The organism is Mesorhizobium sp. C089B (assembly GCF_030323125.1).
Taxonomy (GTDB): domain Bacteria; phylum Pseudomonadota; class Alphaproteobacteria; order Rhizobiales; family Rhizobiaceae; genus Mesorhizobium.
Genome location: NZ_CP100469.1, coordinates 4,593,038 through 4,617,627 on the forward strand (window position 1 = coordinate 4,593,038; position 24,590 = coordinate 4,617,627).

Here is a 24,590-nt window from a genome sequence, read left to right on the forward strand (position 1 = left end):
ATCGAATCATATCACCCTCGGGCTCGCGTTTCGATTATCTACCTTCATCGGGCTGCGCGGCTCGCCGTCGCGCCAGCTGCCGTCGGCCCACATCCGATCGAACGCCTGGCGGTAGTCCGGATAGCGGAACCGGTAGCCCGCTGCCTTGATCGCGGCGTTGGCGACGCGCTTGTTCTCGCCATAGAAGGACCGCGCCATGGGCGAAAGTTGGGCGGTCTCGAAAGGAATCTCCGGCGGCGGCTCGACGCCCATCAGCGAAGCGGCATAGGTGACGACATCCTGCGGCGGCGCCGGCTCGTCATCGGTGATGTTGAAAATGCCGCCTCTATTGCCACCGATGAGGTGCCAGAGCGCGCCGGCGATGTCGTCGCAATGGATGCGGTTGAACACCTGGTCGGGCTTGACCAGCCGCCTGGCCGTGCCGTTTTCCAGATTGACCAGCGCGTTGCGACCCGGCCCGTAAATGCCGGAAAGCCGCAGGATGGCCACCGGCTTGCCGGTCTCGAGTCCAAGCTGCAGCCAGCCCCGCTCGGCCGCCACTCGCATCGACGAGCGTTTCGACACCGGCCGGCATTCGGCCGTTTCATCGACCCAGGCACCGTCATAATTGCCATAGACGCCGACGGTCGAGAGATAGCCGATCCAGCGAAGCGCCGGCATCGCCTCGATCGCCTTGCGCGCGGCGAGAAGCACAGGGTCGCCGGCCTCCTCCGGTGCCACCGAGACGACGAGATGGGTGGTCTTTTCCAGCGCATCGCCGATTTCAGGGGTCAGGGCGCCGTCGAACAGCAGCGGCGCGATGCCGACCTGCCGCAGCGCGTCGAATTTTTCCGATGAGCGCGTGGTGCCGAAGATCGTAATCGCCTCCGCATTGGCCCGTGCAAAGGCTTTGCCCGAATAGCCGGCGCCGAAGATAAAAACCTGTTTTTCGCTCATGCATGCGCCTCGATTGGCAATGCGGACAGCCATTCGTCCTGCACTGTAGTGTCGGTTTCGGTTTTCAAGTAGACCGCCGCCTGCCCGTTGAATTCGGCGGCCGTCACCAGCCGCGCCAGCGCCCAGATCGCCGCGCCGCGCACCAGCGGCGAGGCATCGCCAAGCAGATCGCGCACCGGGCCGGCCAGCGAAACATCGCCGGAATTGCCGGCGGCGGTCAGCACATTGCGGACAAAGCGGTCGCGGCCGATGCGCTTGATCGGCGAGCCGGAGAAAAAGGTCCGGAACGCCGTGTCGTCCAGCTGCAACAGTTCCGCCAGCGGCGGTTCGCGCAGTTCATCGCGCGCGGCGAGCTTGGCCTCCGAGGCGGCGCGGGCGAACTTGTTCCACGGGCAGGCGGCGAGACAATCGTCGCAGCCATAGATGCGGTTGCCGATCTTTTCGCGGAATTCTTGCGGGATCGGCCCCTTGTTCTCGATGGTCAGGTAGGAGATGCAGCGCCTGGCATCGAGCCGATAGGGCGCCGGAAAGGCATCGGTCGGGCAGGCGTCGAGACAGGCGCGGCAGGAACCGCAATGGTCTACCTCGGTCGAATCTGGCGTGAGCTCCGCCGTGGTGAAGATGGTGCCGAGAAACAGCCAGGAGCCGTGCTCGCGGCTGACCAGATTGGTGTGCTTGCCTTGCCAGCCGAGCCCGGCGGCCTCAGCCAGCGGCTTTTCCATAACCGGCGCCGTATCGACGAAAACCTTTACGTCGCCGCCGGCCCGCGCGACGATCTTGCCGGCGATCTCCTTCAGCCGGCCCTTCATCACCTCGTGATAGTCGCGGTTTTGCGCATAGACCGAGATCGCGCCGCGGTCGCGCCTTGCCTGCAGCGCACGCGGATCGTGGTCGGGGCCATAATTCATTGCCAGCACGATGATCGAGCGCACCTCGGGCCACAGCGTCGAAGGCTCGCTGCGGCGTTGGAGCGTCTCCGCAATCCACGCCATCGAACCGTGAAAACCATCGGCGATGAATTCGGCCAATCTGGCCGGCGCCAGCGGGATCGCATCGGGCGTGGTGACGGCAACCGCATCGAAGCCGGCGCGCCGCGCCTCGGCGTCGATCAGCGCGCGCAGGGTTTGGCTTCTAGAAGTCGAGGTCCGCATAATGCGACACCGGCGACAGGCCGCGCACTCGGTCGGTGAGCAGCGGCCGGAACGACGGCCGCGATTTCACCCGCGTGTACCATTCGCGCGCCGCGGCATGCTCGCGCCAATCGATCTCGCCGAGATAATCCAGCACCGACAGCGTCGCGGCCGCCGCCAGGTCGGCATAGGTGACCTTGCTGCCGGCCAGCCAATGACGGGTGCCGGCCAGCCAGTTGGTGTACTTCATGTGCTGGCGAATGTTGGCGCGCGCCGCGCGGATCGCCGCCGAATCGGGGGAACCGCCGCCCGCCGTTTCCGGCATCACCGGCTTCAGCACGCGCTCGCGCACCAGATGCCGGGTCACTTCGCTCTCGGCCTTGTTGAGATACCAGTCGGTCAGGCGGCGGATTTCGGCGCGCTGCATCGGGTCTTCCGCAAACAGGCGCTTGTCGCGCTTCAGGACACCACGTGTTTCGTCGAGATATTCAGCGATCACCATGGCGCCGACGATCGGCACGTCGCCTTCGGCCAGCAGGATAGGCAAGGTGCCGGCCGGGTTCAGCGCCAAAAACTCCTTGCGCCGCGTCCACGGTTTTTCCTCGATCAGCGCCAGCTCCTCGCCATATTCGCCGAAGGCGAGGCGCACGAAGCGGCAGGTGGCGAACATCGGGTGATGGAAAAGCGTCAGCATGATTCCGCGATATTAAGGCGCACTGGCGAATCGCCGTCCGCACCGGTAAGTCTTGGCGGCCCGTCATGCGGCCGTCACGGTGCTGCGACCTATAGGGGGACTTCCGCGCCGTGACAAGCAAGCCCTTTTGCCAGCCGTTTCCTTCCGTCCCTTGAATGCCGAGGTTGCCATGGATAGCCACACCATCGTCGAAGCCCTGCTGCTCGGCCTGCTGGAGGGGCTGACCGAGTTCATCCCGGTCTCCTCGACCGGCCATATCCTGCTCGCCGGCCATTTCCTCGGCTTCCATTCCACCGGCAAGGCCTTCGAGATCCTGATACAGCTCGGCGCCATCCTGGCGATCCTCAGCGTCTATTTCCGCCGCCTGTGGCAGATGCTGCTCGACCTGCCGCATGACCGGCTGACGCGGCATTTCGTCATCGGCATCCTGATCGCCTTCCTGCCGGCGGCCATCATCGGCGCGCTGGCGCATGATTTCATCAAGACGGTGCTGTTCGAATCGCCAAGGCTGATCTGCATCATGCTGATCGTCGGCGGCGTCGTGCTCTTGGTCGTCGACCGCATGAAGCTGCAGCCGGTCTACCGCGATGTCGAGCGCTTCCCGACAAGGCTTTACCTGCAAATCGGCCTGTTCCAGTGCCTGTCGCTGATCCCCGGGACGTCGCGCTCCGGTTCGACCATCGTCGGCGCGCTGCTGCTGGGCGTCGACAAGCGCGCGGCGGCGGAATTCTCCTTCTTCCTCGCCATCCCGACCATGGTCGGCGCCTTCGCCTTCGATCTGTTCAAGAACCGCAACGTGCTGAGCAGCGCCGACCTGCCGATCATCGCCATCGGCTTCATCGCCGCCTTTGTTACCGCGCTGATCGTCGTGCGCTTCCTGCTCGATTACGTCTCGCGCAACGGCTATTCGCTGTTCGGCTGGTGGCGCCTGGTGGTGGGAGCGGTTGGGTTGGTGGCGCTTTTCATTTGGGGGTGAGCTTTACCCTCCCCCTTGTGGTGGGGAGGGTCGATCCGCAAAGCGGATCGGGGTGGGGGCGCCACACCCCCGCCCCGTTTCGCCATCGACGAGTCGCGTTGCTTGCTCACCGACCCTCCCCACAAGGGGGAGGGTAAAGGCCGCTAACTCCTCCCATAAAACGCGTTCTCGACATGCACCGGCCAGCGCCAGGGCAGCACCGCGATCATGTCGAAGCGCATTGACAATCTGCCGTAGTCCGGCTGCCGCGACAGCCAGATGTCGGCGGCGCCTTCGATGCGGCGCTCCGATTGGTGGCCGATCGCCTCCATCGCTTCCATCAGCGTGCGCCGCGCCTTGACTTCGACGAACAGCACCAGGTCGCCGCGCCTGGCGATCAGGTCGATCTCGCCGAAGCGGGTGCGATGCCGGCGGGCGAGGATGCGATAACCTTTCAGCATCAGCGCCGCTGCCGCCAGCCACTCGCCGCGATGGCCGCGCCGATAGGCTTTTTGGCGGCTGGCGGCCGGGCGCTCAGCCACCTTCGCCTTCTCCAACCGCATCCCTGAGTTCCAGCAGCCGCCGGTAAAGCGCCTGCTTCTGCCCGCCAGTCATCTTCGCCGCCTCCGCCGCCGCCTTGGACGCCGGCATTTCGGCGGCCAGCGACAGCAGCAGCCTGTCGATGTCGGCGGGTTGGTCGGGCTTGATCTCGGCGGGCCCGACGCAGATGACGATCTCGCCCTTCGGCGTGTCAGCCGCCGCATAGTGGTCGGCCAGCGCCTGCAGCGTTCCCGTCCGCATCTCTTCAAAAGTCTTGGTCAGCTCGCGGCCGATGGCGGCCTTGCGCGCGCCGCCCAACGCCTCGACCATGGCGACCAGCGTTTCGGCCAGCCGACGCGGCGACTCGAAGAAGATCAGCGTTGCCGGCACCGCCCTGAACGTTTCGAGCTTTGTCAGCCGCTGCCCAGATTTCACCGGCAGAAACCCGGCAAACAGGAAGGCGTCGGACGGCAGGCCCGACGCCGTCAGCGCCGCCAGCGGCGCCGATGGGCCGGGGATCGGCACCACGCGCAGGCCGCGCTCCAGCGCTTCGCCGACCAGCCGGTAGCCTGGGTCGGAGATCAGCGGCGTGCCGGCATCCGAAATCAGCGCCACGCTCTGCCCGGCCTCGAGTGCCGCGATCAGCTTCGGTCCGGCCTCGCCGGCATTGTGTTCATGATAGGCCGTGGTGCGGCGGCGGATGCCGTAGCGGTCGAGCAGCACGCGCGAGACGCGGGTGTCCTCGCAGGCGACGACGTCGGCGGCCGCCAGCGTTTCCAGCGCGCGCAGCGTGATGTCGGAGAGATTGCCGATCGGCGTCGCCACCAGATACAGCGCCGGCGCCAGCGGCCGGACTGCGATCTCGGTCTGCCCGATCACATAGCTGCGTTTCTCGCCGGTCACCGGGTCTCTCCATTTCGCCCTGTTTGGCATGGCGCGCGCCGGGTTGCAAAACTCCCGAACGTCGGGCCAAACCTGACGCCGATGTAACCCGGCGGCCATGTCTTTGCCTCAGTGGGGAACGAAAGCGTGGCTGGCGGATTGAATACCTGAGTCTCTTGAGGAGGAGGACAGGATGGACAGCCTGGAATTGCAGGACGTTTTCGAGCCCTATTATGCCGAGCGCAAGCGCTTCACTGCGCGAAAGGGCAAGCGTGCGCTCGCCGAAAGCGACACCGGCCTGGCCAGTCGGACGGCCACCGCCTTGCCGACGAATGTCAGGCTTTCGGACAACAAACCGGACAGCACGACGGAGCACTGACCGTACGATGCCCAATCGTTTCGATATCTTCATCACCCGTCTTGAAACGAAGAGCGCCCGCGAAGGCGCGCCGCCGCATCCGATGAACGACCAGAACAGCGTCCGCCGGGACAAGAGCGACGCCAAGCCGGCCCGGACCGGAGAGGCGCATGCCGAGAAACACCGCGGCAAGCGCCGCTTCAAGCACGACGCTTGACCTTCGCGATTGGCGAGGACCACCCTCACTTCGTCATCACGGGCGAGCAAGGAGCGAAGCGACGCGGCGCAGACTCGAGGATGACGAACGCGTGGTTGCGAAGCCCCCATAGTTCAATCGAGATATCGCGAAGCCCGTGCCTTCAGAAGGTCGATCAACTCCGGATCCATGGATCCGTAGTCATCCGGGATGTCGAGGCAGATGACGCGGGCCTTCTTCAGGCTCTCCTTGAATTCTTCTGCAGCTTGGTGCGGTGCGCTTTTTCCATCACGAAGACGATGTCGGCCCAGGCGACCAGTTCATGCGTCAGCGGCGTGTCTGCATCGTGATTGGTGCCGGCCGACTCGACCTCGATATCCCTACGTTTGGAGAACACCTGCTCGGCGGTCGGGCTGCGCAAGCGGTTCTGGCTGCAGACGAACAGGACGTTCTTCACCGACTACTCATCCCAGATCTTACGCAGATTTTTGCTGAGAGGGATGTACTGATCAAATGTGAGTCCATTCAGATCAAACTCGAGCAACTCATCCTTGGCGATTCCGCGAAGCTTATTTCCAATATATGTTATGAAACTGAGGACAACGCTGAATTCGCTCAAGTGGGTCAATTTTAGTTTCGATGTGACCGTTGCGTTCCTGATGAAAATCGCCTGAGCCTCAAAGAGGTCGTCTTGCTCTGGAGATCTCAAGATTTCGGTCAATCCAAACTCGAACACATCATCCGTGTTCAATGTCATCAAGGTCTCGTGGATCAGGAACGTCATCGCAGGAGTCACCTCGGATGCGGCGCTGGCACGCCAGCGGTTCAACAAGTCGACTTTCTAACATCCTTGCTCAAGCCGATAAATCGTCCAACAGCCCGGCCATTTGCCCTGTGGGCTCACCGCGCCAAATCCGCCACCACGGCATCGAGCACGATCATGCCGGCTGGCGTGGCGCGTAGCCTGGCATTGCCGATCGGCGCCACCAGCCCCTCATCCTGCAGCACGGTCAGCCGGGCGCTCGACAGGCCGCGCCCGGAAAACGCCTCGTAGCGGGAAAGGTCGATGCCTTCGGCCAACCTCAGCCCCATCAGCAGGAACTCGTCGGCCTCTTCGGAGCGCGTCAGGATCTCGCCGCCGGTGACGCCATGGCCCCTGGCCTCCACCAGATTGGCCCAGGTCTCCGGCATCCGCTCGGCGATCGTCACGGTGCGGTGGCCGTTCTCGATAAAGCGGCCATGCGCGCCCGGTCCGACGCCGACATATTCGCCATAGCGCCAATAGGTCAGATTGTGCCGGCTCTCGGCGCCCGGCCTGGCGTGGTTGGAAATCTCATAGGCCGGCAGGCCATGCGCTGCGGTGATCTCCTGCGTCAGCGCATAGAGATCGGCGGCCCGGTCATTATCGGGGATGATGAATTTGTTCGCCGCATGAAGGGCATGGAACGGCGTGCCTTCCTCGATGGTCAGCTGGTAGAGCGACAGATGGTCGGCGGCATGGCCGATCGCCTGTTCGAGCTCCGCCTGCCAGTCATCCAGCGTCTGGCCGGGGCGGGCGTAGATCAGGTCGAAGGAAAGTCTTGGGAATATGTCCCGTGCCAGGCCAATTGCATGCAGCGCCTCGTCGACATTGTGCAGCCGGCCGAGGAAGCGCAGATCCTTGTCGTTCAGCGCCTGCACGCCGAGCGACACACGGTTGACGCCGGCGGCGCGGTAGCCGCGAAATCGCTCGGCCTCGACCGAGGACGGATTGGCTTCCAGCGTCACCTCGATGCCGTCGGGCACCGTCCAGTTCTTCGCCACGGCGTCCAGCACCGCCGCCACCGTCTGCGGCTGCATCAGCGACGGTGTGCCGCCGCCGAGAAAGATACTGGTCACTTCGCGCGGCCCGGTCCGCTCGCTCATGGTCTTCAGCTCGTTCTCGAAGGCGCGGGCAAAGCGCTCCTGGTCGACCGGCTGGTGACGGACATGGCTGTTGAAGTCGCAATACGGGCATTTGGCGGCGCAGAACGGCCAATGGATGTAGACCCCGAAGCCCGGGCTGCGGTCCAGCGACATTAAGCTGAGCCTAACCTGGCGCGGGCGAATTTCTGGAAGGCGCGGGCGCGGTGCGACAGCGCCGTCGGCTGACCGGGCTTCCAGCCGTGTTTTTCCTCAGCGCTCATCTCGCCGAACGTCTTGTCGAAACCGTCGGGCAAAAACACCGGGTCGTAGCCGAAGCCCAGTTCGCCGCGCGGCGGCCACACCAGCGTTCCCTCAGCTTCGCCGCGATAATATTCAGCCTCGCCATTGGGGAAGGCCAGGCAGATGACGGCGACGAACCGCCCCTTGCGCTGCGCTGGCTTGGCGGCGCCGACCTCCTGCAAGGCCACTTCGGTGCGCTGCATGGCCATCCCGAAGTCGCGGCTGCCATCGGGAGCTTCGGCCCAATTGGCGGTGTAGACGCCGGGGGCGCCGTCGAGCGCGTCGACGCACAGGCCCGAATCGTCCGACAGCGCCGGCAGGCCGGTCGCCTTAGCCGCGGCGAAGGCCTTGATGTAGGCGTTTTCCTCGAAGGTGGTGCCGGTCTCCTCCGGTTCCGGCAGGCCGTAGTCCTTGGCCGACTTCGCCTCGAAGCCGAACGGACCCATCAAATCGGCGAATTCGCGCAGCTTGCCTTCATTGTGGCTGGCAACGACGATCTTCTTTCCATCGAGAGAATGCATCAAAGGCCCCAGATCCTTGGCTCGGCGAATTCGATCGAATTGCCCGAGGGGTCGCGTATGTAGATCGAGCGCCCGCCCTGCGGCCATTCGAATTCGCTTTCGATGGCGATGTTTTTCGCCTCAAGTTGCGCCTTCCACTGTGCGAGTTCATCCTCACTTGCGGCAAAGCAGAGATGGCCCTCGCCGACCGTGCCATGCGGCGGCACTTTCAGCCGCGCATCGGGCGCCGGCGGGATTTTGGTGGCTTCGGCGTTGAAGATGAGCAGCACGCCCGGGCCGCAGCGGAAGAAGAGATGGCGGCCGTCGACCTTGCCGAGGAGAGGGAGGCCGAGGACGTTGGAGTAGAAGGCTTCGGCAGCGGCGAGATCCGTGACGTAAAGCGCTGACTCAAGAATAGCGGAGGGTTGCATCAGGCACCCCCCTCTGCCCTGCCGGGCATCCCCCCCGCAAGGGGGGAGATTGGCAGTTCCGCTGGCGGCGTCTCAACGTTGATGGTTGGCGAAAACGGTAGCGACCTCTGATCTCCCCCCTTGCGGGGGAGATGGCCGGCAGGCCAGAGGGGGGTGTGAAGGATCGCCGACGTCATCACGTTAAATTCAATCAAGCCACAGCCATCTGCTGCAAGCTCACCAGCCGCTGAATGCCCTTCTTGGCAAGGCCCATCAGCTCCGCGAACTGCCCTTCCGAGAAAGGCTCGCCCTCGGCGGTGCCCTGGATCTCGACGATGCCGCCCTTGCCGGTCATGACGAAATTGGCGTCGGTGCCGGCAGATGAATCCTCGATGTAGTCGAGGTCGATGACCGGCTGGCCGTCATGGATGCCGCAGGAAATTGCCGCGACATGGTCCTTCAGCACCTTGGCAACACTGGCCATCTGCCGCGCTTCCATCCAGCGCAGGCAATCGTAGAGCGCCACCCAGCCGCCGGTGATCGAGGCCGTGCGGGTGCCGCCATCGGCCTGGATGACGTCGCAGTCGACGGTGATCTGCTGTTCGCCCAGTGCCTGCAGGTCGACAACGGCGCGCAAGGAGCGGCCGATCAGCCGCTGGATTTCCAGCGTGCGGCCGCCTTGCTTGCCGGCCGAGGCTTCACGGCGCATGCGCTCGCCGGTCGAACGCGGCAGCATGCCGTATTCCGCCGTCACCCAGCCCTTGCCGGAATTGCGCATCCAGCCCGGCACCTTTTCCTCCAGGCTCGCCGTGCACAACACATGCGTGTCGCCGAATTTCACCAGGCACGAGCCCTCGGCGTGTTTGGAGACGCCGCGCTCGAAGGAGATGGCGCGCATTTCGTCGGCTTGGCGTTTGGAAGGGCGCATCGAGGCCTCTTTCTGTTCTTTTTACGGTTGCGTCGGCGGCTTGTAGACGCATGCAGCCCATGGCGCAAAGGAAAAGGCCCCATATAGACGCCGGGTTGCGCGGGAGCGATGGAAGTCTATATCCTTGGGCCGGAGGTTTTTGGCTCGAATGACCAAGGCAGTCACCGAACCCAGTCTGCTGGCGCCCGCGCTGCAATCGCTCGACATGCGTTCGCGCGACATTTTTAGGCGCATCGTCGAATCCTATTTGAAGGACGGTGAGCCTGTGGGATCGCGCAGCCTGTCGCGCATCCTGCCGTCGTCGCTGTCGCCGGCCACCATCCGCAACGTGATGAGCGACCTCGAGCATCTCGGCCTGATCTATGCCCCGCACATCTCGGCCGGGCGCCTGCCGACTCAGACCGGCCTGCGATTCTTCGTCGATGCCTTCATGGAGCTTGGCGATCTCTCCGACGAGGAACGCCGGGTCATCGAGGCGCAGGTGCGCGCCTCCGGCTCGGGCGCGACGCTGGAACACATGCTGACCGAGGCCAGCCAGATGCTGTCGGGCATGTCGCGCGGCGCCGGCCTGGTGCTCGCCACCAAGAACGAGGTGGCGCTGAAGCACATCGAGTTCATCCAGCTCGAGCCGACCAAGGCGCTGGCGGTGATGGTGTCGCAGAATGGCGATGTCGAGAACCGCGTCGTCGACCTGCCGGCCGGCATCACCGTCTCGCAGCTGCACGAGGCCTCCAACTTCCTCAACGCCAATATCAGGGGCCGCACGCTCGCCGAGGCGCGCATCGAGATCGCCCGTATCAAGGACGAGACCCGGGCAGCGCTGGACACGTTGTCGCAGGACCTGGTCGAGAAAGGCCTGGCGGTGTGGGCCGGCGCCGACAGCGGCCTGCCGGCGCGCCTTATCGTGCGCGGCCGCGCCAATTTGCTCGAAAACGTCACCGCCCAGGCCGATATCGAATTGCTGCGCCACCTGTTCGAGGATCTGGAGACGCAGGACGGGCTGATCCAGCTGCTCGACCTCGCCGAGGACGGCCCCGGCGTGCGGATCTTCATCGGCTCGGAAAACAAGCTGTTCTCGCTCTCCGGCTCGTCGCTGGTCGTGGCACCTTACCGCGACAAGGACGCCCGCGTCGTCGGCGCGCTCGGCGTCATCGGCCCGACCAGGCTGAATTATGCCCGCATCGTGCCGATGGTCGACTACACGGCCCAATTGATTACCCGGATGTTAAGATAATTCCGAAGCCGGGATCACCGTAAAGGAGGGCGCAGAATGGCGCTTGAATCGTTCAAGGCCCAGATCAGCATGCTGCTCGAAGAAATGGTCAACCAGCCGGAGGACGAGCACGAAATCCAGGAGCAGCTGCGCGAAAAACTGCGCGAAATGCGCGCCATGGGCTTGCCGCTGCCGGAAGATCTCGTCGCATTGGAAAAGCGTCTCGACGACGATCTGGACGTCGAAGAGGAAAGTTGAGCGGTTCTCTCGTCGAATCTGCGCGCGCACGCTTCTCTTTTGCGGCGGCCGCACAATATCTCCCTTGTCGTGACGCGCCGACCGGCGCGAGTTCGAGGAGAACAGCATGATCCGGATTGCCGGCTTCGCAGGCCTTGCCCTGCTTCTGGCCACCAGCGCCTTCGCCCAGCAGGCTGATCAACTGCTGCTGACCGGCAAGGACGCTTTCGGCGACTGGAAGGCCGACAAGCCAGGTGTGCGCCGGCTGATTAGGCCGGATGATCTGAAAAGACCCAACATCACCGGATCCGCCTCCAACAGCGCCGGCCTCGGCGATCGGCCCGAGGGCGCGAAGCCCGTCCTGCCGCCTGGGTTTTCGGCCGAACTGGTTGCTTCCGGCATTTCCAATCCGCGGGTCGTGCGCGTGGCGCCGAACGGCGACCTGTTCGTCGCCGACAGTGACGCCAACCAGATCCGCGTCTATCGGCTGGCCAAGGGTAGCGCGAAGCCGGCCGAAGAGGGCATTTTTGCCGACAATCTAAACCAGCCCTATGGCATCGCCTTCTACCCGCCTGGCGACAAGCCGCAATGGGTCTACGTCGCCAACAACGACAGCGTGGTCCGCTACGCCTATCGCGACGGCGACCTTAAAGCCTCCGGCGAACCGGAGACGATTGTCTCCGACATCCCTACCGGCGGCCACTGGACCCGCGATATCGCCTTCTCGCCGGACGGGAAGACGCTGTATCTCTCGGTCGGCTCCGGATCGAACGTCGCGGAGGGCATGCAGAAGGCACCGAAGGGCGGCCTTGACGCCTGGGCAAAATCACAGCCACTCGGCGCCACCTGGGGTTCCGAGGATGGCCGTGCCGACGTGCTGGCCTTCGGCCCCGACGGCAAGAATGGCCGCATCCTCGCTACCGGCCTGCGCAATTGCTCGGGCATGACCGTGCAGCCGGCCACCGGCGCGCTGTGGTGTGTCGTCAACGAGCGCGACGGTCTCGGCGACGATGTGCCGTTCGAATATGCCACCTCAGTCAAGGACGGCGCCTTCTATGGCTGGCCCTGGTATTATATCGGCGCCAACGAGGACCCGCGTCACGAGGGCGCGCGCCCAGACCTCGCCGGCTCGGTCACCGTGCCCGACGTGCTGATGCAGGCGCATTCGGCGCCGCTCAACATCGCCTTCTATGACGGCGGCAATTTCCCGGCAGAGTACAAGGGTGACGCCTTCGTCGCCCTGCACGGCTCCTGGAACCGTGGTATGAGGACCGGCTACAAGGTGGTGCGGCTGAGATTCAGCGACGGCAAGCCGACCGGCGAGTACCAGGATTTCATCACCGGCTTCGTCCTCTCCGACGACGCCGTCTGGGGCCGGCCGGTCGGCGTCGCGGTGGCCAAGGACGGCGCGCTTATCGTCACCGAGGATGGCAACGGCACCATCTGGCGCATCACCCATGTCGATGGCCCATCCTGAGCCGGCGAACAGCGCAATCCGGCCCTAATGCACGTCCCGATGGATCACCTTGGGATAGGTATGGATCACCTCGGCCGATGAGACGCGGTCATCAAAACCGGTATCCCTGAGATTGAAGAGCCCGACCGAGCCGAAGGACTTCTTCGCCCCTTGCGCGAAGCGGCTGTCGCTGAAATCGTGCTCGTAAAGGCTCACCGTGACGTGGCCGGCATTGAGCTTCGGCACGTAAACACTGCTGATGGTGTCGTTGGCGACGCCCAGTTGGTTGATGTGGAAGCGATAGAGGTCCTGCACCATGCGCCGAGCCGCATTGCCATTGATCATCCAGTATTCGCGGCGCGATGCGCGGTTCGGGTCGATGAGTTTGAGCGGCGCCTTGCGGCCAAGCCCGAGCCAGTGCTCGAACACCATCACATTGGCGCCCCAGGGATAGGGATAATTGGACTTGTCGATGATGCGTGGCGGGCCATCCTCGGCAATCTCGGCGGTATCGACATAATCCAGCCATTGCAGCTGGAACGACGCTTCCACGTTGAGGTCGGTGTTGCGCGGATCGGCAGCGATGATGCGCCAGTCGGAGACCGGCGGATATTTGATGTCGAGGTCGATGTAGAATTCGCCTTTGGCCGTGTCGTCGGGGTCTATCTTTTGCGGTCCGTCACGCTCGATCGCCACCAGCCGCACCTTGAACCGGTTGTTGACGACCAGCGGATAGATCATCGGACGAATGGGGTGAGCGCCAGGGTCCCGGCTGTCGGTAAAATATCCAGTCTGCGGAACGACATCGCTATCGCCCTTGTCGAACAGGCTGAAAGCCTGACGCCCCTCGAACCACAGATACCATTCCAGCTCGTGGACGTGACCGTGTGCTTCGGAATAGTTGTTGGGCATCCACTTCATGAGCTGGATGTGAAGTCTTTTGGCTAACATGGGTGCTCCTGCCGTTCGGAGCCATGCGAGATAGCCGACCGCCTTCGGGGCGTAAGTGAACCATCTCTCGCTTTCAGGTGATGACGACCGGCTTTCATGTCCTGCTTGGCGCAATCGAATCCTTTTTGCCGTTGCAGGCTTTCATGGCATCAGAGTCGTTTCACGAGGTGCGACCGTCATGACCCTCACCGGCTTCCTTGCCTACAGTGCTGCGCTGGGCATCGCCGCCGCCATTCCCGGTCCCGGCGTCACCGCGCTTGTGGCGCGGGCGCTCGGATCCGGCTTCCGCTCGTCGCTGGCGATGTCGTTCGGCCTGATGCTCGGCGACCTTATTTATCTCACCGCGGTGGTGCTCGGCCTTGCCTTTGTCGCGCAAAGCTTCGGCATGGTGTTTCTCGCCATCAAATGGTTGGGCGTCGCCTATCTCGCCTTCCTCGGCTGGCGTTTCTGGACGGCCGGGATCACGCCAGAGACTGTCGAGGCCAGGAAAGGCAAGGGCGGCCTGGTATCGAGCTTCCTTGCCGGCCTCACCGTCACGCTGGGCAACCCGAAGACGATGATCTTCTACCTCGCCATCACGCCGACCATCGTCGACCTGAAGACCATCACGCTCGCCGACTACGGCATCCTGGTCGCGCTCACCGTTATCGTGCTCTTTGTGGTGCTTGTGCCCTATCTGGCGCTGGCCGCCAAGGCGCGCTGGTTCCTGAAATCGCCGCGCGCGCTGAAGGCGCTGAACCGCACCGCCGCTGGCTTCATGGTGGGCGCGGCCGCAGCCATTGCCGCACGTCAGTAGATCGGTTCAGGCAATTCATTCCGCCGATCGGTCCATCCGGAAATGCGCCTTCGGAAGGCAAGCGTTTTCAGCAAGCGGCCCACTCGATATTTTCGGCCGGCAGCCTATCTTGCGCGGGCGAAAGCCCTATTCTGTCCGCCGACGCCAATTGCCTGATCTGATTTGGGAGCGAAACCAATGAACAAGCCTTCCGCGCGCGTGCCCGGCCGCGGCCGTGTCTACAACTCGATCACCGAGACGATCGGCGACACGCCGCTGGTGCGGCTCGACAAGTTCGCCAAGGAGAAGGGCGTCGTTGCCAACCTTCTTGCCAAGCTCGAATTCTTCAATCCGATCGCCTCGGTCAAGGACCGCATCGGCGTTTCCATGATCGAGGCGCTGGAAGCGTCGGGCCGGATCAAACCCGGCAAGACGACGCTGATCGAGCCGACCTCGGGGAATACCGGCATCGCGCTCGCCTTCGCCGCCGCCGCCAAGGGCTACAAGCTGATCCTGACCATGCCCGAAACCATGTCGGTGGAGCGCCGCAAGATGCTGGCGCTGCTCGGCGCCGAACTGGTGCTGACGGAAGGGCCGAAAGGCATGAAGGGCGCCATCGCCAAGGCTGACGAACTGGCCGCCACCTTGCCTGACGCCGTCATCCCGCAGCAGTTCGAACACCCGGCCAACCCGGAGATCCACCGCCGCACCACCGCCGAGGAGATCTGGAACGACACCGATGGCGGGGTCGACATCTTCGTCGCCGGCATCGGTACCGGCGGCACGATCACCGGCGTCGGCCAGGTGCTGAAGCAACGCAAGCCCTCGGTGCATGTCGTCGCCGTCGAGCCGGAGGCCTCGCCGGTGCTGTCGGGCGGCCAGCCCGGCCCGCACAAGATCCAGGGCATCGGCGCCGGCTTTGCGCCCAAGATCCTCGACACCTCGATCTATGACGAGATCGTCAAGGTCTCCAACGAGGATTCGGTCGCCAACGCCCGCCTCGTCGCCCGCCTTGAAGGCGTGCCGGTCGGCATCTCGTCGGGCGCTGCCCTGCAGGCCGCCATCGTCGTCGGGTCGCGGCCGGAGAACAAGGGCAAGAACCTGGTGGTGATCATCCCGTCCTTCGCCGAGCGCTATCTGTCGACGATCCTGTTCGACGGGCTGGGGGCTTAACGTCTTAACTGGATAGGCGGCGATCCTTCGCACCCCCCTCTGCCCTGCCGGGCATCGGGGGTGCTGTCCCTCCGACATCGGAAGTCTCATGGCTGGACCGCAGAAAACCCGGCCGTGGCGTCCGCCACCGGCTTGAGCGGGAGGCGGCTTCAGGGTCAAATCGCCCCGGCCTGCTTCGCGCGGGCAGGGGGAGAATCACATGTACAAGCTTTACACGCGCCCAGGCAGCGGCGGTTTTGTCGTCGAGGCCGCATTGGCGCTGGCAAACGCGCAATTCGACCAGATCGATGTGCCGAAGAAGGATCCGCCGGACCCGGCTTTCCTCGACATCAGCCCGTTGAACCAGGTTCCGGTGCTGACCTTGCCCAACGGTCAATCGATAACCGAATCGGCGGCGATCTGCATCCTGCTTGCCGAGCGCCATCCGGAGGCGGGTCTGGCGCCGGCCGCCGGATCGCCGGATCGCGCCGGTTTCCTGCGCTGGATGGCGTTCATGTCGTCGGCGCTCTACCCCGCCATCCTGCGCCTCTACTATGCCCATCGCTACACCACCGATGCCGACGGCAAGAAAGCCGTCAAGCAGGCAGCCATTGCCGAGATGGACCGCGGCTTCGCCATTGTCGATGCAGCCCTCGAGGGGCGCGGCTGGCTGGTCGGCGACGCGATGTCGCTGGCCGACATCTACCTCGTCATGCTGGTGGCCTGGCACCCCGACATGGACAAGGCGCGGGCCGACTGGCCGAACATCGAACGCTTATGGTCGGCGCTGCGCGCGCATCCGCTGATGAAACGGCTCAACACCACACATGAGATGTGGCCGGCCTGAACGGACGCTTCAATTTCGCAGGATCGCCCGTTTCGCTTGCAGGAAGCGGCGCACGGCCGGGTCGCGTTCAAGGCCGATCGCCCGGTCATAGGCCTCGACCGCTTGCGCCGCATTGCCGAGCCTGGCCAGCAGGCCGGCGCGGGCGGCCCAGTAGGGCTGGTAGTCGTTGAGCCGCTTGTCGTCACCCAGCACGTAGAGCGCCGCCAGTCCTGCCGCCGCCCCTTCGGCCTCGGCAATCGCCACGGCGCGGTTGATCGAAATCACCGGCGAGCCTGATATCGCCGACAGCGCATCGTAGAAGTTACGGATCGCCGCCCAATCGGTTTGGCCGGTCCGTCGCCGCGTCGCATGCACCGATTGTACCGCCGCTTCGAGCTGATAGCGGCCGATGACGCCCATGGTGGCGGCGCGGCCCAGCAGCGCCTCGGCTTCGTCGATCAGCGCGTGATCCCAAAGACGGCAATCCTGGTCGGCGAGCGGCACATAATCTCCAGCCGCATCGCGCCGCGCCGGGCGCCGCGCCTCGGCAAACAGCATCAGCGCCAGCAGGCCGAGCGCTTCCGGTTCGTCCGGCATCAGTGACGCCACCAGCCGCCCGAGCCAGATGCCTTCGGTCGCCAGATTGCGCGCTCTCGTCTCGGTCCCTGCCGGGTCGGTCCAGCCTTCGGCGAAAGCCGCGTAGATCGCTTCCAGCACCGTTCCCAGCCGCTCGCCGAGTTCGGCGCGATCCGGCACGCGGAACGGAATGCCGATCTCGCGGATGCGGCTCTTGGCGCGCACCAGACGCTGGCCCATCGTCGCCGGCGAAACCAGGAAGGCCGAGGCGATCGTCGCCGCGTCGAAACCCAGAACCGTTTGCAGGATCAGCGGCGGCCGCACGCTGGCTTCGATTGCCGGATGCGCACAGGCAAACATCAGCCTGAGACGTTCGTCGGGCAGGTCTTCGTCTTCCATGCTCGCCTCCATCTCCTCGGCCATCAGCTTGAGATGGTCGCGGCTCGCCTCGCTGGTCAGCCGACGGCGCACCGCATCGACGCCACGGCGGCGCGCGACGGCCAGCAGCCATGCCTCAGGCTTCTGAGGCACGCCGGTCTGTGGCCAGCGCTCAAGCGCCGCGGCAAAGGCCTCGGCCAGCGCGTCCTCGGCGCCGGCCACGTCGCGGGTGCGCGCCGCTAGCCAGGCGACCAGCTTGCCGTAACTCTGCCGGGCGGCCGCTTCGGCCGCCGCCCGCGCGATCTCCGGGCGATTGTCCATCACGGTTTCATTTCGCTGCGGGGTACTCGGTCAATTCCCAGATCGGCCGCACCTCAATCGTACCGGCGCTGGCGCCCGGACAACGCGCCGCCCACGCGATTGCCGCGTCGGCGTCCTCGGCCTCGATCATATAGAAACCGGCGAGCTGTTCCTTGGTGTCGGCATAGGGGCCGTCGATCACGTTGGTCTTGCCGTCTGTGATCCGCACCGAGGTGGTCGCCTGGGTCGGGCGCAACCGTTCGCCGGCGAGCCATGCGCCGGATTTCTTCAACGCTTCGGTATAGGCGGCATATGCTGCGCTCATCTGCTGAGCCTTCTCGATTGGCGTGTTCGCCTGCGCGGCTTCGTCGCTGTTGATCAAAAGCATGTATCGCATGGGTCTTCTCCCGTGGTTTCGAAGGCCGCGTCCTAGCGGGGCCAGACGTATGTCGCGCGGCGGCGGCCGATTTCGACAGGCTTCAGAAAAAACTTTCGCCTCCGCCAGGAGATTTCGCAAGGACCAGATGTTCCTCCGTCTGCTGGCGGATGACCGGCAGCGGACTGGCCGTGGCTCCTCTGTCGTTGGCGGGCACGTCACACGAGGCATGGGAGAAGAGAATGGAACTCGTGACCCACAAGAAATTCAAGAACGGCCGGTTGATGCCATGGGGCAAAGGCACGGTCGTCAGCGGTGCGAAAGGCACCGTCTATCTCTGCGGCAACACCGCGACATCGGCTGACTACGATCCGGCCGGCAAGAAGGGTGGCGGCTTCGCCGGCGATGCCGCGGCGCAGTGGCGGGAAGTTCTCGGCAACATCAAATCGGATCTGGAAGAACTTGGCAGCGGGCTCGACCATCTCATCAGGCTGACCTTTTTCGTCAAAGGGCCATTTCCCGACGGCGGCGTCCTCAGCTCGCCTAATTTTCGTCTCGACGTGCTGGACGCGTTTTTCGCCGAGCATTGTCCGAAGCATTGCAGCGACAACAATCCGCCGCCTTCGGAGGTAATCGGCGTCGCAGCGCTTGCCCAGGCAGACATCGTCATCGAGATCGTCGCCGTCGCGGCGCTGCCGGACTGAGGCGCGAACGAACAGGCCGGCCTTGCGCGACGTCGCCGTTGCGATCGAAGCGCGTCGGCACGAGCGGCGGCGCCGCGCCGGTGCGGGTTTTGCACCAGGCCTCGGCTTTGGCCAGTGAGCGCCCGGCGACGAGCAGGATCAGGCGTGGCTCGCTCTCCAGCAATTGCACGATGCGGCCGCCGAAAATGCCATAGCCGCCAACGACCAGAAGCCTCATGGCGCCGCTCTTTTTGCGTATGTCGTTTTCCCGGAACCGAGGTCACTTTTGGGTGACAGGCGATTAGCCGATCACGCGCGCACGTATCGCGGCGGACAGGATCTCGCAACTGTCCTTGCGGCCGAACATGGCGTAGCGGTTTTTGGCGATGCGTTCGTAGAGCCAGTCACGCAAGGGGCGCGGGATGAGCAGCAGGGCCTTCGCCGCCCGCCACGGCCAGCCGAGTTCGGCCATCACCGCGATGAAACTGTCCAGCCGCATGAAGGGAGCGCCGCCGACAAGGACCAGATTGGTCTCGTAGCTGTCGGTGCGCAGCCCGTATCTCTGGAACAGCGCCTCGCCGAAGGGCGACTGCGCCGTGGCGAAGCGGAAGCGGTTTTTGCGGTCGAGCCCGACCACCGTGCGTACGAAGCCCGAGCACAGCACGCAGACGCCGTCGAAAACGATCAATGGCTGGCTGGCATCGAAGGGTTCAGGAGAAGAAGTCACGGGACGTCCGGCAGCTTGTGTCTTCAGACACTAAGCCCGCCGGCAGCGGGATCAAAGCCGCGGCGTTGTCGCACGGCTTCTCGCGGCCAGCGCGGGGCGCTCGGCGCGATAGGTGGTTGCGCGGGGATCGGCCTCCGGTCTGCAGATCCGGCTGTCGTGACGCGTTTCGAATGTCATGATCAATGCGCGCCGAGCGAGCTGCCGCGACGGGCGCAGGCCGGACCCGGGCCGCGCATGTAGTAGCGCTCCGGCCGATAGGTCGGCGCGATGAACTCACGGATGGCGGCGGCATAGCCGGCGATGTGGCCCCAGAATTTCATTTTACTCAAGTCCCTGTCCCGATTTTCGGATGTCCCGTCCGATTGCGGGGATCATAGCGTCGAGGCGTGAATAGTCGGTGAACACGATGTTAATCTTTGGTCGAAAACCCCATGCTTCGTGGCCGGAATGCGGCTGTTTGGGGGTCTTTCGGTGTGGTTCGTCGCCATTTCCGGCATTGTGACTTTTGCATCACATATGTTTCGTCTGGATGTCGCTTGGGCGCGGTTCTGTTTCAGATTTGGCGAGCCTCTCGAAATTTCCATGCTCGCTGCCGAAATGCCCCTGGTTGCGCGCCCGGAACCGGAACGGGCCTTGCCCGTTCTCGCTTGAACCGCATCGCGCAGGAGTTCGCCATGGCACCTCGCCCCGCCTGGAAGGGCTATCTGAAACTGTCGCTGGTCACCTGCGCTGTCGAACTGACCAACGTCGTCACCCACGCCGAAAAAGTTTCGTTCCGGGTGCTCAACCGCAAGACCGGCAACACGGTCAAGCGCATCTATGTCGATTCTGAAACCGGCAAGCCGCTGGGCGATGGCGACGAGATCAGGGCTATGAGGTGAGCCCCGGTGAGTTCGTCCATATCGAGGACGAAGAGATCGAAGCGGTGCAGATCGAGTCCTCGCACACGATGGCGCTGGATGGCTTCGTCGACAAAGCCTCGATAGAGCAGATCTATCTCGACACGCCCTATTATGTCACGCCCGCCGACAAGGTGTCGGAGGAGGCCTTTGCCGTCATCCGCGATGCCATGGCGGACAAGAAGATGGCCGGGCTGGCGCGCGTCGTGCTCTATAGCCGCGAGCGGCCCGTGGTGATCGAGCCGCGCGGCAAAGGCATGGTGCTGACCACCTTGCGGTACGGCAACACGGTGCGGGAGCCGGAGAGCATCTTCGGCGACATCAAGGCGGTGAAGACCGACCAGGAGATGACCGATATGGCCGAACGCATCATCGACAAGAAGAAGGGGAAGTTCGATCCGTCGACATTCGAGGACAAGTATGAGGACGCGCTGCTCGAACTGATCCGCGCCAAGAAGGCCGGCAAGAAGGCTCCGAAAGCGCAGGCCGCGCCCAAGCCGTCCAATGTCGTCAATCTGTTCGACGCGCTGAAGAAGAGCCTGTCCGATGGCGGCCAGGCGGAAGGCCCGGCGAAGAAGGCCAAGCCGGCGGCAAAAAGCGGCAAGGCGAAAGCTTCTGCGCCCAAGCGCAAGTCGGCTTGAGGGTCGGCGCCGTGGCCAGCCTCGAACAATATCAGTCCAAGCGCGATTTCAAGAAGACGGCCGAGCCGGCGGGCAAGGTCGCGCGCGGCAAGCAGCCCGGCGGCATCTTCGTCGTCCAGAAGCACGACGCGACCAGGCTGCACTATGATTTCCGCCTCGAGCATGAGGGCGTGTTGTGGAGCTGGGCGGTGACGCGAGGCCCGAGCCTCGACCCGCACGAAAAGCGGCTGGCCGTGCATGTCGAGGACCACCCGATCGACTATGCCGGCTTCGAGGGCACCATTCCCAAGGGCGAATATGGCGGCGGCACCGTCATCGTCTGGGACGAAGGCACATGGACGCCAGAGATCGACCCGGCCAAGGCGATGAAGAAGGGCCATATCGACTTCGAACTCAACGGCCAGAAGCTGAATGGGCGGTGGCATCTGGTCAGATTAAGGCCCCGCCCGGGCGAAAAGCGCGACAACTGGCTGCTGATCAAATCCGACGATGCCGCCGCCCGCCCCGGCGAGGATATCCTGAAGGACGCACCGAAATCGGTGAAGTCCGGCCTGACCATCGAAGAGGTCGCGGAAGGCAAGACCGCCGACGGCAAGAAGCCGAAGGTCTGGCACTCCAACAAGCCCGCGGCATCCAGCAAGGCGAAAGCCGGCAAGCGCCTCGACTTCGTCGAGCCGCAACTGGCGACGCTGGAGCGCGAGGCGCCGCCCGGCGAGGACTGGCTGCATGAGGTCAAGTTCGACGGTTACCGCATGCAGGCGCAGATCGCCGGCACGGAGGTGCGGCTGCTGACCCGCACCGGCCTCGACTGGACGGAGAAATTCGGCCTCGAGATCGTCGCGGAACTCGCCCAGCTGAAATGCAGCGACGCCATCATCGATGGCGAAATCGTCGTGCTCGCCGACAGCGGCGTTTCGTCTTTCTCGCTGCTGCAGCAGGATCTCTCCGCCAATCGAACCGACCGCTTCACCTACTATGTGTTCGACCTGATGCGGCTTGACGGCAAGGATTTGCGCCGCGAGCCGCTGGTCGAGCGCAAGCAGGCGCTGCAGGAGCTGCTCGGCGAGACGGCCGAAAATGCCGCTGTTCGCTTCAGCGACCATTTCGCGGAACCGGGCAAGATCATGCTGCAGCACGCCTGCCGCATGGGCCTTGAAGGCATCGTCTCCAAGCGCGCCGATGCGCCCTACCGCAGCGGCCGTGGCCCAAGCTGGGTGAAGTCCAAATGCACGGCCCGCCAGGAATTCGTCATCGGCGGGTATCTGCCCTCGGACAAGACCGGCCGCGGCCTGCGCTCGCTGCTGGTCGGCTACCACGAGGGCGGCAAGCTCCACTATGCCGGCCGCGTCGGCACGGGCTTCACAGCCAGGAGCGCCACCGATCTGAAGAAAAAACTCGATGCGCTGAAGGCAGTCGCCTCGCCCTTTGCCGCCGCCGTGCCGAAGGGCAAGGGCCTGGTCTGGGTCAGGCCCGAACTTGTCGGCGAAGTGGAGTTCCGCAGCTGGACGTCGGACCGTATAATACGCCACGCGTCGTTCCAGGGACTGCGCGAGGACAAGCCGGCGGAGGAAGTCGTGCAGGAAAAGCCATCGAAGGCGGCGAACAAGGCAAAGCCGGCGGCAAGCAGCGCCGGCAAGGCCGCCGGGGCTAAGGCGCCCGCGACGATCACGACCAGCGTAAAACTATCCCATCCCGACAAGCTGCTGTGGCCCGAGGAAAAAATATCCAAACAGGCTTTGCTCGAACACTACGCGCTGGTCTGGCCGCGCATGGAGCAGTTCATCGTCAACCGGCCGCTCAGCCTGGTCAGGGCGCCGGATGGCATCGGCGGCCCGCGCTTCTTCCAGAAACATGCTTCGGCCGGCATGAGCGACAAATTGCCCGGATGAAGGACCCGACCGATGGCGAGGAAATCCTGTTCATCCGCGATTTCGACGGCCTTGCCGCTCTGGTCCAGTATGGCGTGGTCGAGGTCCACATCTGGGGCTGCAAGATCGAGGAGCTGGAAAAGCCGGATCAGATCATCTTCGATCTCGATCCCGATGAAGGCGTCGACGTCAAGGCGGTGCGCGAGGCCGCACTCGACATCAGAGGCAAGCTCGACGATCTGTCGCTGCCGAACTTCGTCAAGCCGTCAGGCGGCAAGGGCTATCACGTGCTGGTGCCGCTGAAACCCTCGGCGGATTGGGAGGAAGTCAAAACCTTCTCCCATGATTTCGCCAAGGCGCTGGAGCAGGCCGCGCCCGACCGCTACACGGCGACGCTGTCGAAAAAGGCGCGCACCGGAAAAATCTTCGTCGACTATCTGCGCAACGGCAGGGGCTCGACCACGGTCGCGCCCTACTCTTCCCGCGCCAAGAAGGGCGCGACGGTGTCGATCCCGGTGACCTGGGCGGAGGTTGAAAAAGGGTTGGCGCCGAATTCCTTCCCGATCGGGGGCAAGACGACGCTGAAGGAACTAGCGCAGGCCGATCCGTGGGCGGATTTCTTCAAGCAGGGGAAGGTGTTGAAGCGGGGGTGAGCGTCGCGCGCCTCACCTGCTACGCAAGCGTTCCGTCACACCCCCCTCTGTCCGGCAGGACAGAGGGGGGTGCTGTACCGCCAGCGTCGCCCAATTAGTGCCTGCAAACTAACCCAAAAACACCCGCTCGAACGCCTGCTTCCCCGGCGGTGAAAACACCACCGCGCGGCTGTCCTTCTCCCGCCTTGCCCATTTCTCCGACAGGATCTTGTCCAGAATAGCCGCGCCGAGCGTTCCCGCGAGGTGCGAGCGGCGCACGCTCCAGTCGAGACAGGCTCGGCAGACCGGCCGGCGCGGCTTGGCGCCGACATCGATGCCGATGGCGGAAAAATGCGATGCTGCCGACGGCCCGAGCCTGATCTCCCCCGGCCGGATCTGCCCCGGCCGGATCTCCCCGAGCCTGATCTCATTGTCGTCGCGCAACAGGATGCCGCGCGCGACGAGGCGGTCGAGCATCGCCACCGCATGTTCGCCGGCGAGGTGGTCGTAGCAGACACGGGCGACGCGCATGGCGCCGTCGCGCGGGCCGGGCCGCACCCGCTTGGGGCCGACCGCTTCGGCCACCCCGGTGATCGCCTCGATCATGCCGGCCACCTGCGGCCCTGCGAGGCCGTAATAGCGATGCCGGCCCTGGCTGGCCAAAGTTAAAAGCCCGCCCTCCATCAGTTTCGACAGATGCGAGGACGCCGTCGGCAGCGACACGCCGGCCTCCAGCGCCAGTTCGCTAGCCGTCAAAGCCGTGCCGCCCATCAGCGCGTTCAGCATGTTTGCCCGCGCCGGATCGCCGACCAGGCTGGCGATGCGGGCAATGTCGGGTCCTTCACGCATAGTTAGGTCTCCATCGAAGCATTCTCGTCAGATAAGCATTATTGTCGGGCGGGATCAAGGAGAACGCCGATGCCAACCGCTTCCGCCCCACTCGCCAGCCGCCGGCGGTTTCCATTCGTCACCTGGCTGCAACGGCGGCTGCTCGCCCGCTGGTACGACCGCCATGTGCAGCGGCTCGACCTCGCGGCGGTCGACGACCATCTGCTGCGCGATCTCGGCCTGACCCGTGAGGATGTGCGCCGCGAATGCGCGAAATCCTTCTGGCAGGCCTGACCGCCAGCGCTTTCGCTTAGCAGACCCTGCGGCACAACGTTTCGACGCCGCTCGAACTATCCACG

At 64.3% G+C, this 24,590-nt stretch carries 28 protein-coding genes and 3 pseudogenes; 13 read left to right on the top strand and 18 right to left on the bottom strand.

Annotated elements, in window-relative coordinates; all coding sequences use genetic code 11:
- Window positions 1-6 precede the first annotated feature (6 nt).
- Genes NLY44_RS22670 through NLY44_RS22680 form a run of 3 tightly spaced genes read right to left on the bottom strand, consistent with a single transcriptional unit; the run spans window position 7 to window position 2,760 of the window.
- Window positions 7-936: an SDR family oxidoreductase gene (locus NLY44_RS22670; protein ID WP_023687563.1), complete on the bottom strand. Its 930-nt coding sequence runs from the start codon at window positions 934-936 to the stop codon at window positions 7-9.
- On the bottom strand, window positions 933-2,087 hold the full coding sequence (queG, locus tag NLY44_RS22675; RefSeq protein ID WP_023805847.1) for a tRNA epoxyqueuosine(34) reductase QueG: 1,155 nt from the start codon (window positions 2,085-2,087) through the stop codon (window positions 933-935). The genes NLY44_RS22670 and queG overlap by 4 nt, the downstream gene beginning before the upstream one ends.
- Window positions 2,068-2,760, bottom strand: coding sequence for a glutathione S-transferase family protein (locus NLY44_RS22680; protein ID WP_023681225.1), 693 nt, complete (start codon window positions 2,758-2,760; stop codon window positions 2,068-2,070). The genes queG and NLY44_RS22680 overlap by 20 nt, the downstream gene beginning before the upstream one ends.
- Window positions 2,761-2,929: 169 nt before the next feature.
- Here NLY44_RS22680 and NLY44_RS22685 point away from each other — a divergent pair, with 169 nt between their 5' ends.
- Window positions 2,930-3,736 carry an undecaprenyl-diphosphate phosphatase gene (locus tag NLY44_RS22685; protein WP_023692943.1) on the top strand — a complete coding sequence of 269 codons (807 nt, stop codon included), beginning with the start codon at window positions 2,930-2,932 and terminating at the stop codon, window positions 3,734-3,736.
- 143 nt (window positions 3,737-3,879) lie between these two features.
- On the opposite strand, the gene NLY44_RS22690 is transcribed toward NLY44_RS22685, so the two are convergent.
- Together NLY44_RS22690 and rsmI are read right to left on the bottom strand one after the other, a co-directional pair.
- Window positions 3,880-4,257: a YraN family protein gene (locus NLY44_RS22690; RefSeq protein ID WP_023692944.1), complete on the bottom strand. Its 378-nt coding sequence runs from the start codon at window positions 4,255-4,257 to the stop codon at window positions 3,880-3,882.
- Complete coding sequence (gene rsmI, locus NLY44_RS22695; protein ID WP_023672060.1) at window positions 4,250-5,158, bottom strand: 16S rRNA (cytidine(1402)-2'-O)-methyltransferase; 909 nt, start codon at window positions 5,156-5,158, stop codon at window positions 4,250-4,252. Before rsmI ends, NLY44_RS22690 begins: the two co-directional genes overlap by 8 nt.
- Before the next feature lie 172 nt (window positions 5,159-5,330).
- On the opposite strand from rsmI, the gene NLY44_RS22700 reads away from it, so the two are divergent.
- Together NLY44_RS22700 and NLY44_RS22705 are read left to right on the top strand one after the other, a co-directional pair.
- Complete coding sequence (locus NLY44_RS22700) at window positions 5,331-5,516, top strand: hypothetical protein (protein ID WP_023672059.1); 186 nt, start codon at window positions 5,331-5,333, stop codon at window positions 5,514-5,516.
- 7 nt (window positions 5,517-5,523) lie between these two features.
- A complete protein-coding gene (locus NLY44_RS22705) occupies window positions 5,524-5,712 on the top strand; it encodes a hypothetical protein (protein WP_023672058.1) in 189 nt (62 codons plus the stop codon).
- A 113-nt stretch (window positions 5,713-5,825) separates the two neighbouring features.
- Here the strand turns inward: NLY44_RS22705 and NLY44_RS22710 are convergent.
- The 6 genes and pseudogenes from NLY44_RS22710 to rph form a co-directional block, all read right to left on the bottom strand.
- Window positions 5,826-6,148: pseudogene (locus NLY44_RS22710) on the bottom strand (low molecular weight protein tyrosine phosphatase family protein).
- A 3-nt stretch (window positions 6,149-6,151) separates the two neighbouring features.
- Window positions 6,152-6,520, bottom strand: coding sequence for a hypothetical protein (locus tag NLY44_RS22715; protein WP_155923877.1), 369 nt, complete (start codon window positions 6,518-6,520; stop codon window positions 6,152-6,154).
- Between the two features lie 71 nt (window positions 6,521-6,591).
- Complete coding sequence (gene hemW / locus NLY44_RS22720; protein ID WP_023681230.1) at window positions 6,592-7,749, bottom strand: radical SAM family heme chaperone HemW; 1,158 nt, start codon at window positions 7,747-7,749, stop codon at window positions 6,592-6,594.
- Window positions 7,749-8,396, bottom strand: coding sequence for an RdgB/HAM1 family non-canonical purine NTP pyrophosphatase (gene rdgB, locus NLY44_RS22725; RefSeq protein WP_023692946.1), 648 nt, complete (start codon window positions 8,394-8,396; stop codon window positions 7,749-7,751). Before rdgB ends, hemW begins: the two co-directional genes overlap by 1 nt.
- The gene (locus tag NLY44_RS22730; RefSeq protein ID WP_023692947.1) at window positions 8,396-8,806 is read right to left on the bottom strand and encodes a VOC family protein; all 411 of its coding nucleotides are present in this window, start codon (window positions 8,804-8,806) and stop codon (window positions 8,396-8,398) included. Before NLY44_RS22730 ends, rdgB begins: the two co-directional genes overlap by 1 nt.
- A 190-nt stretch (window positions 8,807-8,996) precedes the next feature.
- Window positions 8,997-9,713, bottom strand: a complete 717-nt coding sequence (gene rph, locus NLY44_RS22735; protein ID WP_023672052.1) for a ribonuclease PH — start codon at window positions 9,711-9,713, stop codon at window positions 8,997-8,999.
- 148 nt (window positions 9,714-9,861) lie between these two features.
- Between rph and hrcA the strand changes: the two genes are divergently transcribed.
- The 3 genes from hrcA to NLY44_RS22750 all read left to right on the top strand — a co-directional run bounded on the left by hrcA (window position 9,862) and on the right by NLY44_RS22750 (window position 12,640).
- Complete coding sequence (gene hrcA, locus NLY44_RS22740; protein ID WP_023805846.1) at window positions 9,862-10,947, top strand: heat-inducible transcriptional repressor HrcA; 1,086 nt, start codon at window positions 9,862-9,864, stop codon at window positions 10,945-10,947.
- A gap of 36 nt (window positions 10,948-10,983) precedes the next feature.
- A complete protein-coding gene (locus NLY44_RS22745) occupies window positions 10,984-11,184 on the top strand; it encodes a hypothetical protein (RefSeq protein WP_023672050.1) in 201 nt (66 codons plus the stop codon).
- A gap of 106 nt (window positions 11,185-11,290) precedes the next feature.
- On the top strand, window positions 11,291-12,640 hold the full coding sequence (locus NLY44_RS22750; RefSeq protein WP_023692949.1) for a PQQ-dependent sugar dehydrogenase: 1,350 nt from the start codon (window positions 11,291-11,293) through the stop codon (window positions 12,638-12,640).
- Window positions 12,641-12,664: 24 nt separating this feature from the next.
- On the opposite strand, the gene NLY44_RS22755 is transcribed toward NLY44_RS22750, so the two are convergent.
- On the bottom strand, window positions 12,665-13,570 hold the full coding sequence (locus NLY44_RS22755) for a hypothetical protein (RefSeq protein WP_023805845.1): 906 nt from the start codon (window positions 13,568-13,570) through the stop codon (window positions 12,665-12,667).
- Between the two features lie 178 nt (window positions 13,571-13,748).
- Here NLY44_RS22755 and NLY44_RS22760 point away from each other — a divergent pair, with 178 nt between their 5' ends.
- From NLY44_RS22760 to NLY44_RS22770, 3 genes are all read left to right on the top strand, one after another.
- Window positions 13,749-14,366, top strand: a complete 618-nt coding sequence (locus NLY44_RS22760) for a LysE family translocator (RefSeq protein ID WP_023698059.1) — start codon at window positions 13,749-13,751, stop codon at window positions 14,364-14,366.
- Window positions 14,367-14,543: 177 nt separating this feature from the next.
- Window positions 14,544-15,518, top strand: coding sequence for a cysteine synthase A (gene cysK / locus NLY44_RS22765; RefSeq protein WP_023805844.1), 975 nt, complete (start codon window positions 14,544-14,546; stop codon window positions 15,516-15,518).
- A 199-nt stretch (window positions 15,519-15,717) separates the two neighbouring features.
- Entirely contained in the window at window positions 15,718-16,344 is a 627-nt protein-coding gene (locus NLY44_RS22770; RefSeq protein ID WP_023805843.1) for a glutathione S-transferase family protein, read from the top strand.
- Between the two features lie 9 nt (window positions 16,345-16,353).
- Here NLY44_RS22770 and NLY44_RS22775 read toward each other — a convergent pair whose 3' ends face one another.
- Window positions 16,354-17,598: an RNA polymerase sigma factor gene (locus NLY44_RS22775; RefSeq protein ID WP_023805842.1), complete on the bottom strand. Its 1,245-nt coding sequence runs from the start codon at window positions 17,596-17,598 to the stop codon at window positions 16,354-16,356.
- A 7-nt stretch (window positions 17,599-17,605) separates the two neighbouring features.
- Window positions 17,606-17,974, bottom strand: coding sequence for a YciI family protein (locus NLY44_RS22780; protein ID WP_023805841.1), 369 nt, complete (start codon window positions 17,972-17,974; stop codon window positions 17,606-17,608).
- 221 nt (window positions 17,975-18,195) lie between these two features.
- Here NLY44_RS22780 and NLY44_RS22785 point away from each other — a divergent pair, with 221 nt between their 5' ends.
- On the top strand, window positions 18,196-18,657 hold the full coding sequence (locus NLY44_RS22785; RefSeq protein WP_023687546.1) for a RidA family protein: 462 nt from the start codon (window positions 18,196-18,198) through the stop codon (window positions 18,655-18,657).
- Here the strand turns inward: NLY44_RS22785 and NLY44_RS22790 are convergent.
- The 3 genes from NLY44_RS22790 to NLY44_RS22800 form a co-directional block, all read right to left on the bottom strand.
- On the bottom strand, window positions 18,620-18,874 hold the full coding sequence (locus NLY44_RS22790; RefSeq protein ID WP_023744857.1) for a hypothetical protein: 255 nt from the start codon (window positions 18,872-18,874) through the stop codon (window positions 18,620-18,622). The genes NLY44_RS22785 and NLY44_RS22790 overlap by 38 nt on opposite strands.
- A 63-nt stretch (window positions 18,875-18,937) precedes the next feature.
- On the bottom strand, window positions 18,938-19,363 hold the full coding sequence (locus NLY44_RS22795; RefSeq protein ID WP_031199395.1) for a thiol-disulfide oxidoreductase DCC family protein: 426 nt from the start codon (window positions 19,361-19,363) through the stop codon (window positions 18,938-18,940).
- Window positions 19,364-19,542: 179 nt separating this feature from the next.
- A complete protein-coding gene (locus tag NLY44_RS22800; protein ID WP_196813601.1) occupies window positions 19,543-19,692 on the bottom strand; it encodes a hypothetical protein in 150 nt (49 codons plus the stop codon).
- A gap of 345 nt (window positions 19,693-20,037) precedes the next feature.
- On the opposite strand from NLY44_RS22800, the pseudogene ku reads away from it, so the two are divergent.
- Together ku and ligD are read left to right on the top strand one after the other, a co-directional pair.
- Window positions 20,038-20,903 (top strand): annotated as a pseudogene (gene ku, locus NLY44_RS22805) (non-homologous end joining protein Ku).
- 11 nt (window positions 20,904-20,914) lie between these two features.
- Window positions 20,915-23,424, top strand: a pseudogene (gene ligD, locus NLY44_RS22810) (DNA ligase D).
- Between the two features lie 108 nt (window positions 23,425-23,532).
- On the opposite strand, the gene NLY44_RS22815 reads toward ligD, so the two are convergent.
- A complete protein-coding gene (locus tag NLY44_RS22815) occupies window positions 23,533-24,252 on the bottom strand; it encodes an ArsR/SmtB family transcription factor (protein WP_023752377.1) in 720 nt (239 codons plus the stop codon).
- Window positions 24,253-24,321: 69 nt separating this feature from the next.
- Between NLY44_RS22815 and NLY44_RS22820 the strand changes: the two genes are divergently transcribed.
- The gene (locus NLY44_RS22820; RefSeq protein WP_023752376.1) at window positions 24,322-24,525 is read left to right on the top strand and encodes a DUF1127 domain-containing protein; all 204 of its coding nucleotides are present in this window, start codon (window positions 24,322-24,324) and stop codon (window positions 24,523-24,525) included.
- Window positions 24,526-24,590: the final 65 nt, after the last annotated feature.

Bases quoted from the DNA above. Each gene is read 5' to 3' on its own strand.
- NLY44_RS22670 (WP_023687563.1), bottom strand. From the start codon at position 936: ATGAGCGAAAAACAGGTTTTTATCTTCGGCGCCGGCTATTCGGGCAAA.
- queG (WP_023805847.1), bottom strand. From the start codon at position 2,087: ATGCGGACCTCGACTTCTAGAAGCCAAACCCTGCGCGCGCTGATCGAC.
- NLY44_RS22680 (WP_023681225.1), bottom strand. From the start codon at position 2,760: ATGCTGACGCTTTTCCATCACCCGATGTTCGCCACCTGCCGCTTCGTG.
- NLY44_RS22685 (WP_023692943.1), top strand. From the start codon at position 2,930: ATGGATAGCCACACCATCGTCGAAGCCCTGCTGCTCGGCCTGCTGGAG.
- NLY44_RS22700 (WP_023672059.1), top strand. From the start codon at position 5,331: ATGGACAGCCTGGAATTGCAGGACGTTTTCGAGCCCTATTATGCCGAG.
- NLY44_RS22705 (WP_023672058.1), top strand. From the start codon at position 5,524: ATGCCCAATCGTTTCGATATCTTCATCACCCGTCTTGAAACGAAGAGC.
- hemW (WP_023681230.1), bottom strand. From the start codon at position 7,749: ATGTCGCTGGACCGCAGCCCGGGCTTCGGGGTCTACATCCATTGGCCG.
- rdgB (WP_023692946.1), bottom strand. From the start codon at position 8,396: ATGCATTCTCTCGATGGAAAGAAGATCGTCGTTGCCAGCCACAATGAA.
- NLY44_RS22730 (WP_023692947.1), bottom strand. From the start codon at position 8,806: ATGCAACCCTCCGCTATTCTTGAGTCAGCGCTTTACGTCACGGATCTC.
- rph (WP_023672052.1), bottom strand. From the start codon at position 9,713: ATGCGCCCTTCCAAACGCCAAGCCGACGAAATGCGCGCCATCTCCTTC.
- hrcA (WP_023805846.1), top strand. From the start codon at position 9,862: ATGACCAAGGCAGTCACCGAACCCAGTCTGCTGGCGCCCGCGCTGCAA.
- NLY44_RS22745 (WP_023672050.1), top strand. From the start codon at position 10,984: ATGGCGCTTGAATCGTTCAAGGCCCAGATCAGCATGCTGCTCGAAGAA.
- NLY44_RS22750 (WP_023692949.1), top strand. From the start codon at position 11,291: ATGATCCGGATTGCCGGCTTCGCAGGCCTTGCCCTGCTTCTGGCCACC.
- NLY44_RS22755 (WP_023805845.1), bottom strand. From the start codon at position 13,570: ATGTTAGCCAAAAGACTTCACATCCAGCTCATGAAGTGGATGCCCAAC.
- NLY44_RS22760 (WP_023698059.1), top strand. From the start codon at position 13,749: ATGACCCTCACCGGCTTCCTTGCCTACAGTGCTGCGCTGGGCATCGCC.
- cysK (WP_023805844.1), top strand. From the start codon at position 14,544: ATGAACAAGCCTTCCGCGCGCGTGCCCGGCCGCGGCCGTGTCTACAAC.
- NLY44_RS22770 (WP_023805843.1), top strand. From the start codon at position 15,718: ATGTACAAGCTTTACACGCGCCCAGGCAGCGGCGGTTTTGTCGTCGAG.
- NLY44_RS22775 (WP_023805842.1), bottom strand. From the start codon at position 17,598: ATGGACAATCGCCCGGAGATCGCGCGGGCGGCGGCCGAAGCGGCCGCC.
- NLY44_RS22780 (WP_023805841.1), bottom strand. From the start codon at position 17,974: ATGCGATACATGCTTTTGATCAACAGCGACGAAGCCGCGCAGGCGAAC.
- NLY44_RS22785 (WP_023687546.1), top strand. From the start codon at position 18,196: ATGGAACTCGTGACCCACAAGAAATTCAAGAACGGCCGGTTGATGCCA.
- NLY44_RS22790 (WP_023744857.1), bottom strand. From the start codon at position 18,874: ATGAGGCTTCTGGTCGTTGGCGGCTATGGCATTTTCGGCGGCCGCATC.
- NLY44_RS22815 (WP_023752377.1), bottom strand. From the start codon at position 24,252: ATGCGTGAAGGACCCGACATTGCCCGCATCGCCAGCCTGGTCGGCGAT.
- NLY44_RS22820 (WP_023752376.1), top strand. From the start codon at position 24,322: ATGCCAACCGCTTCCGCCCCACTCGCCAGCCGCCGGCGGTTTCCATTC.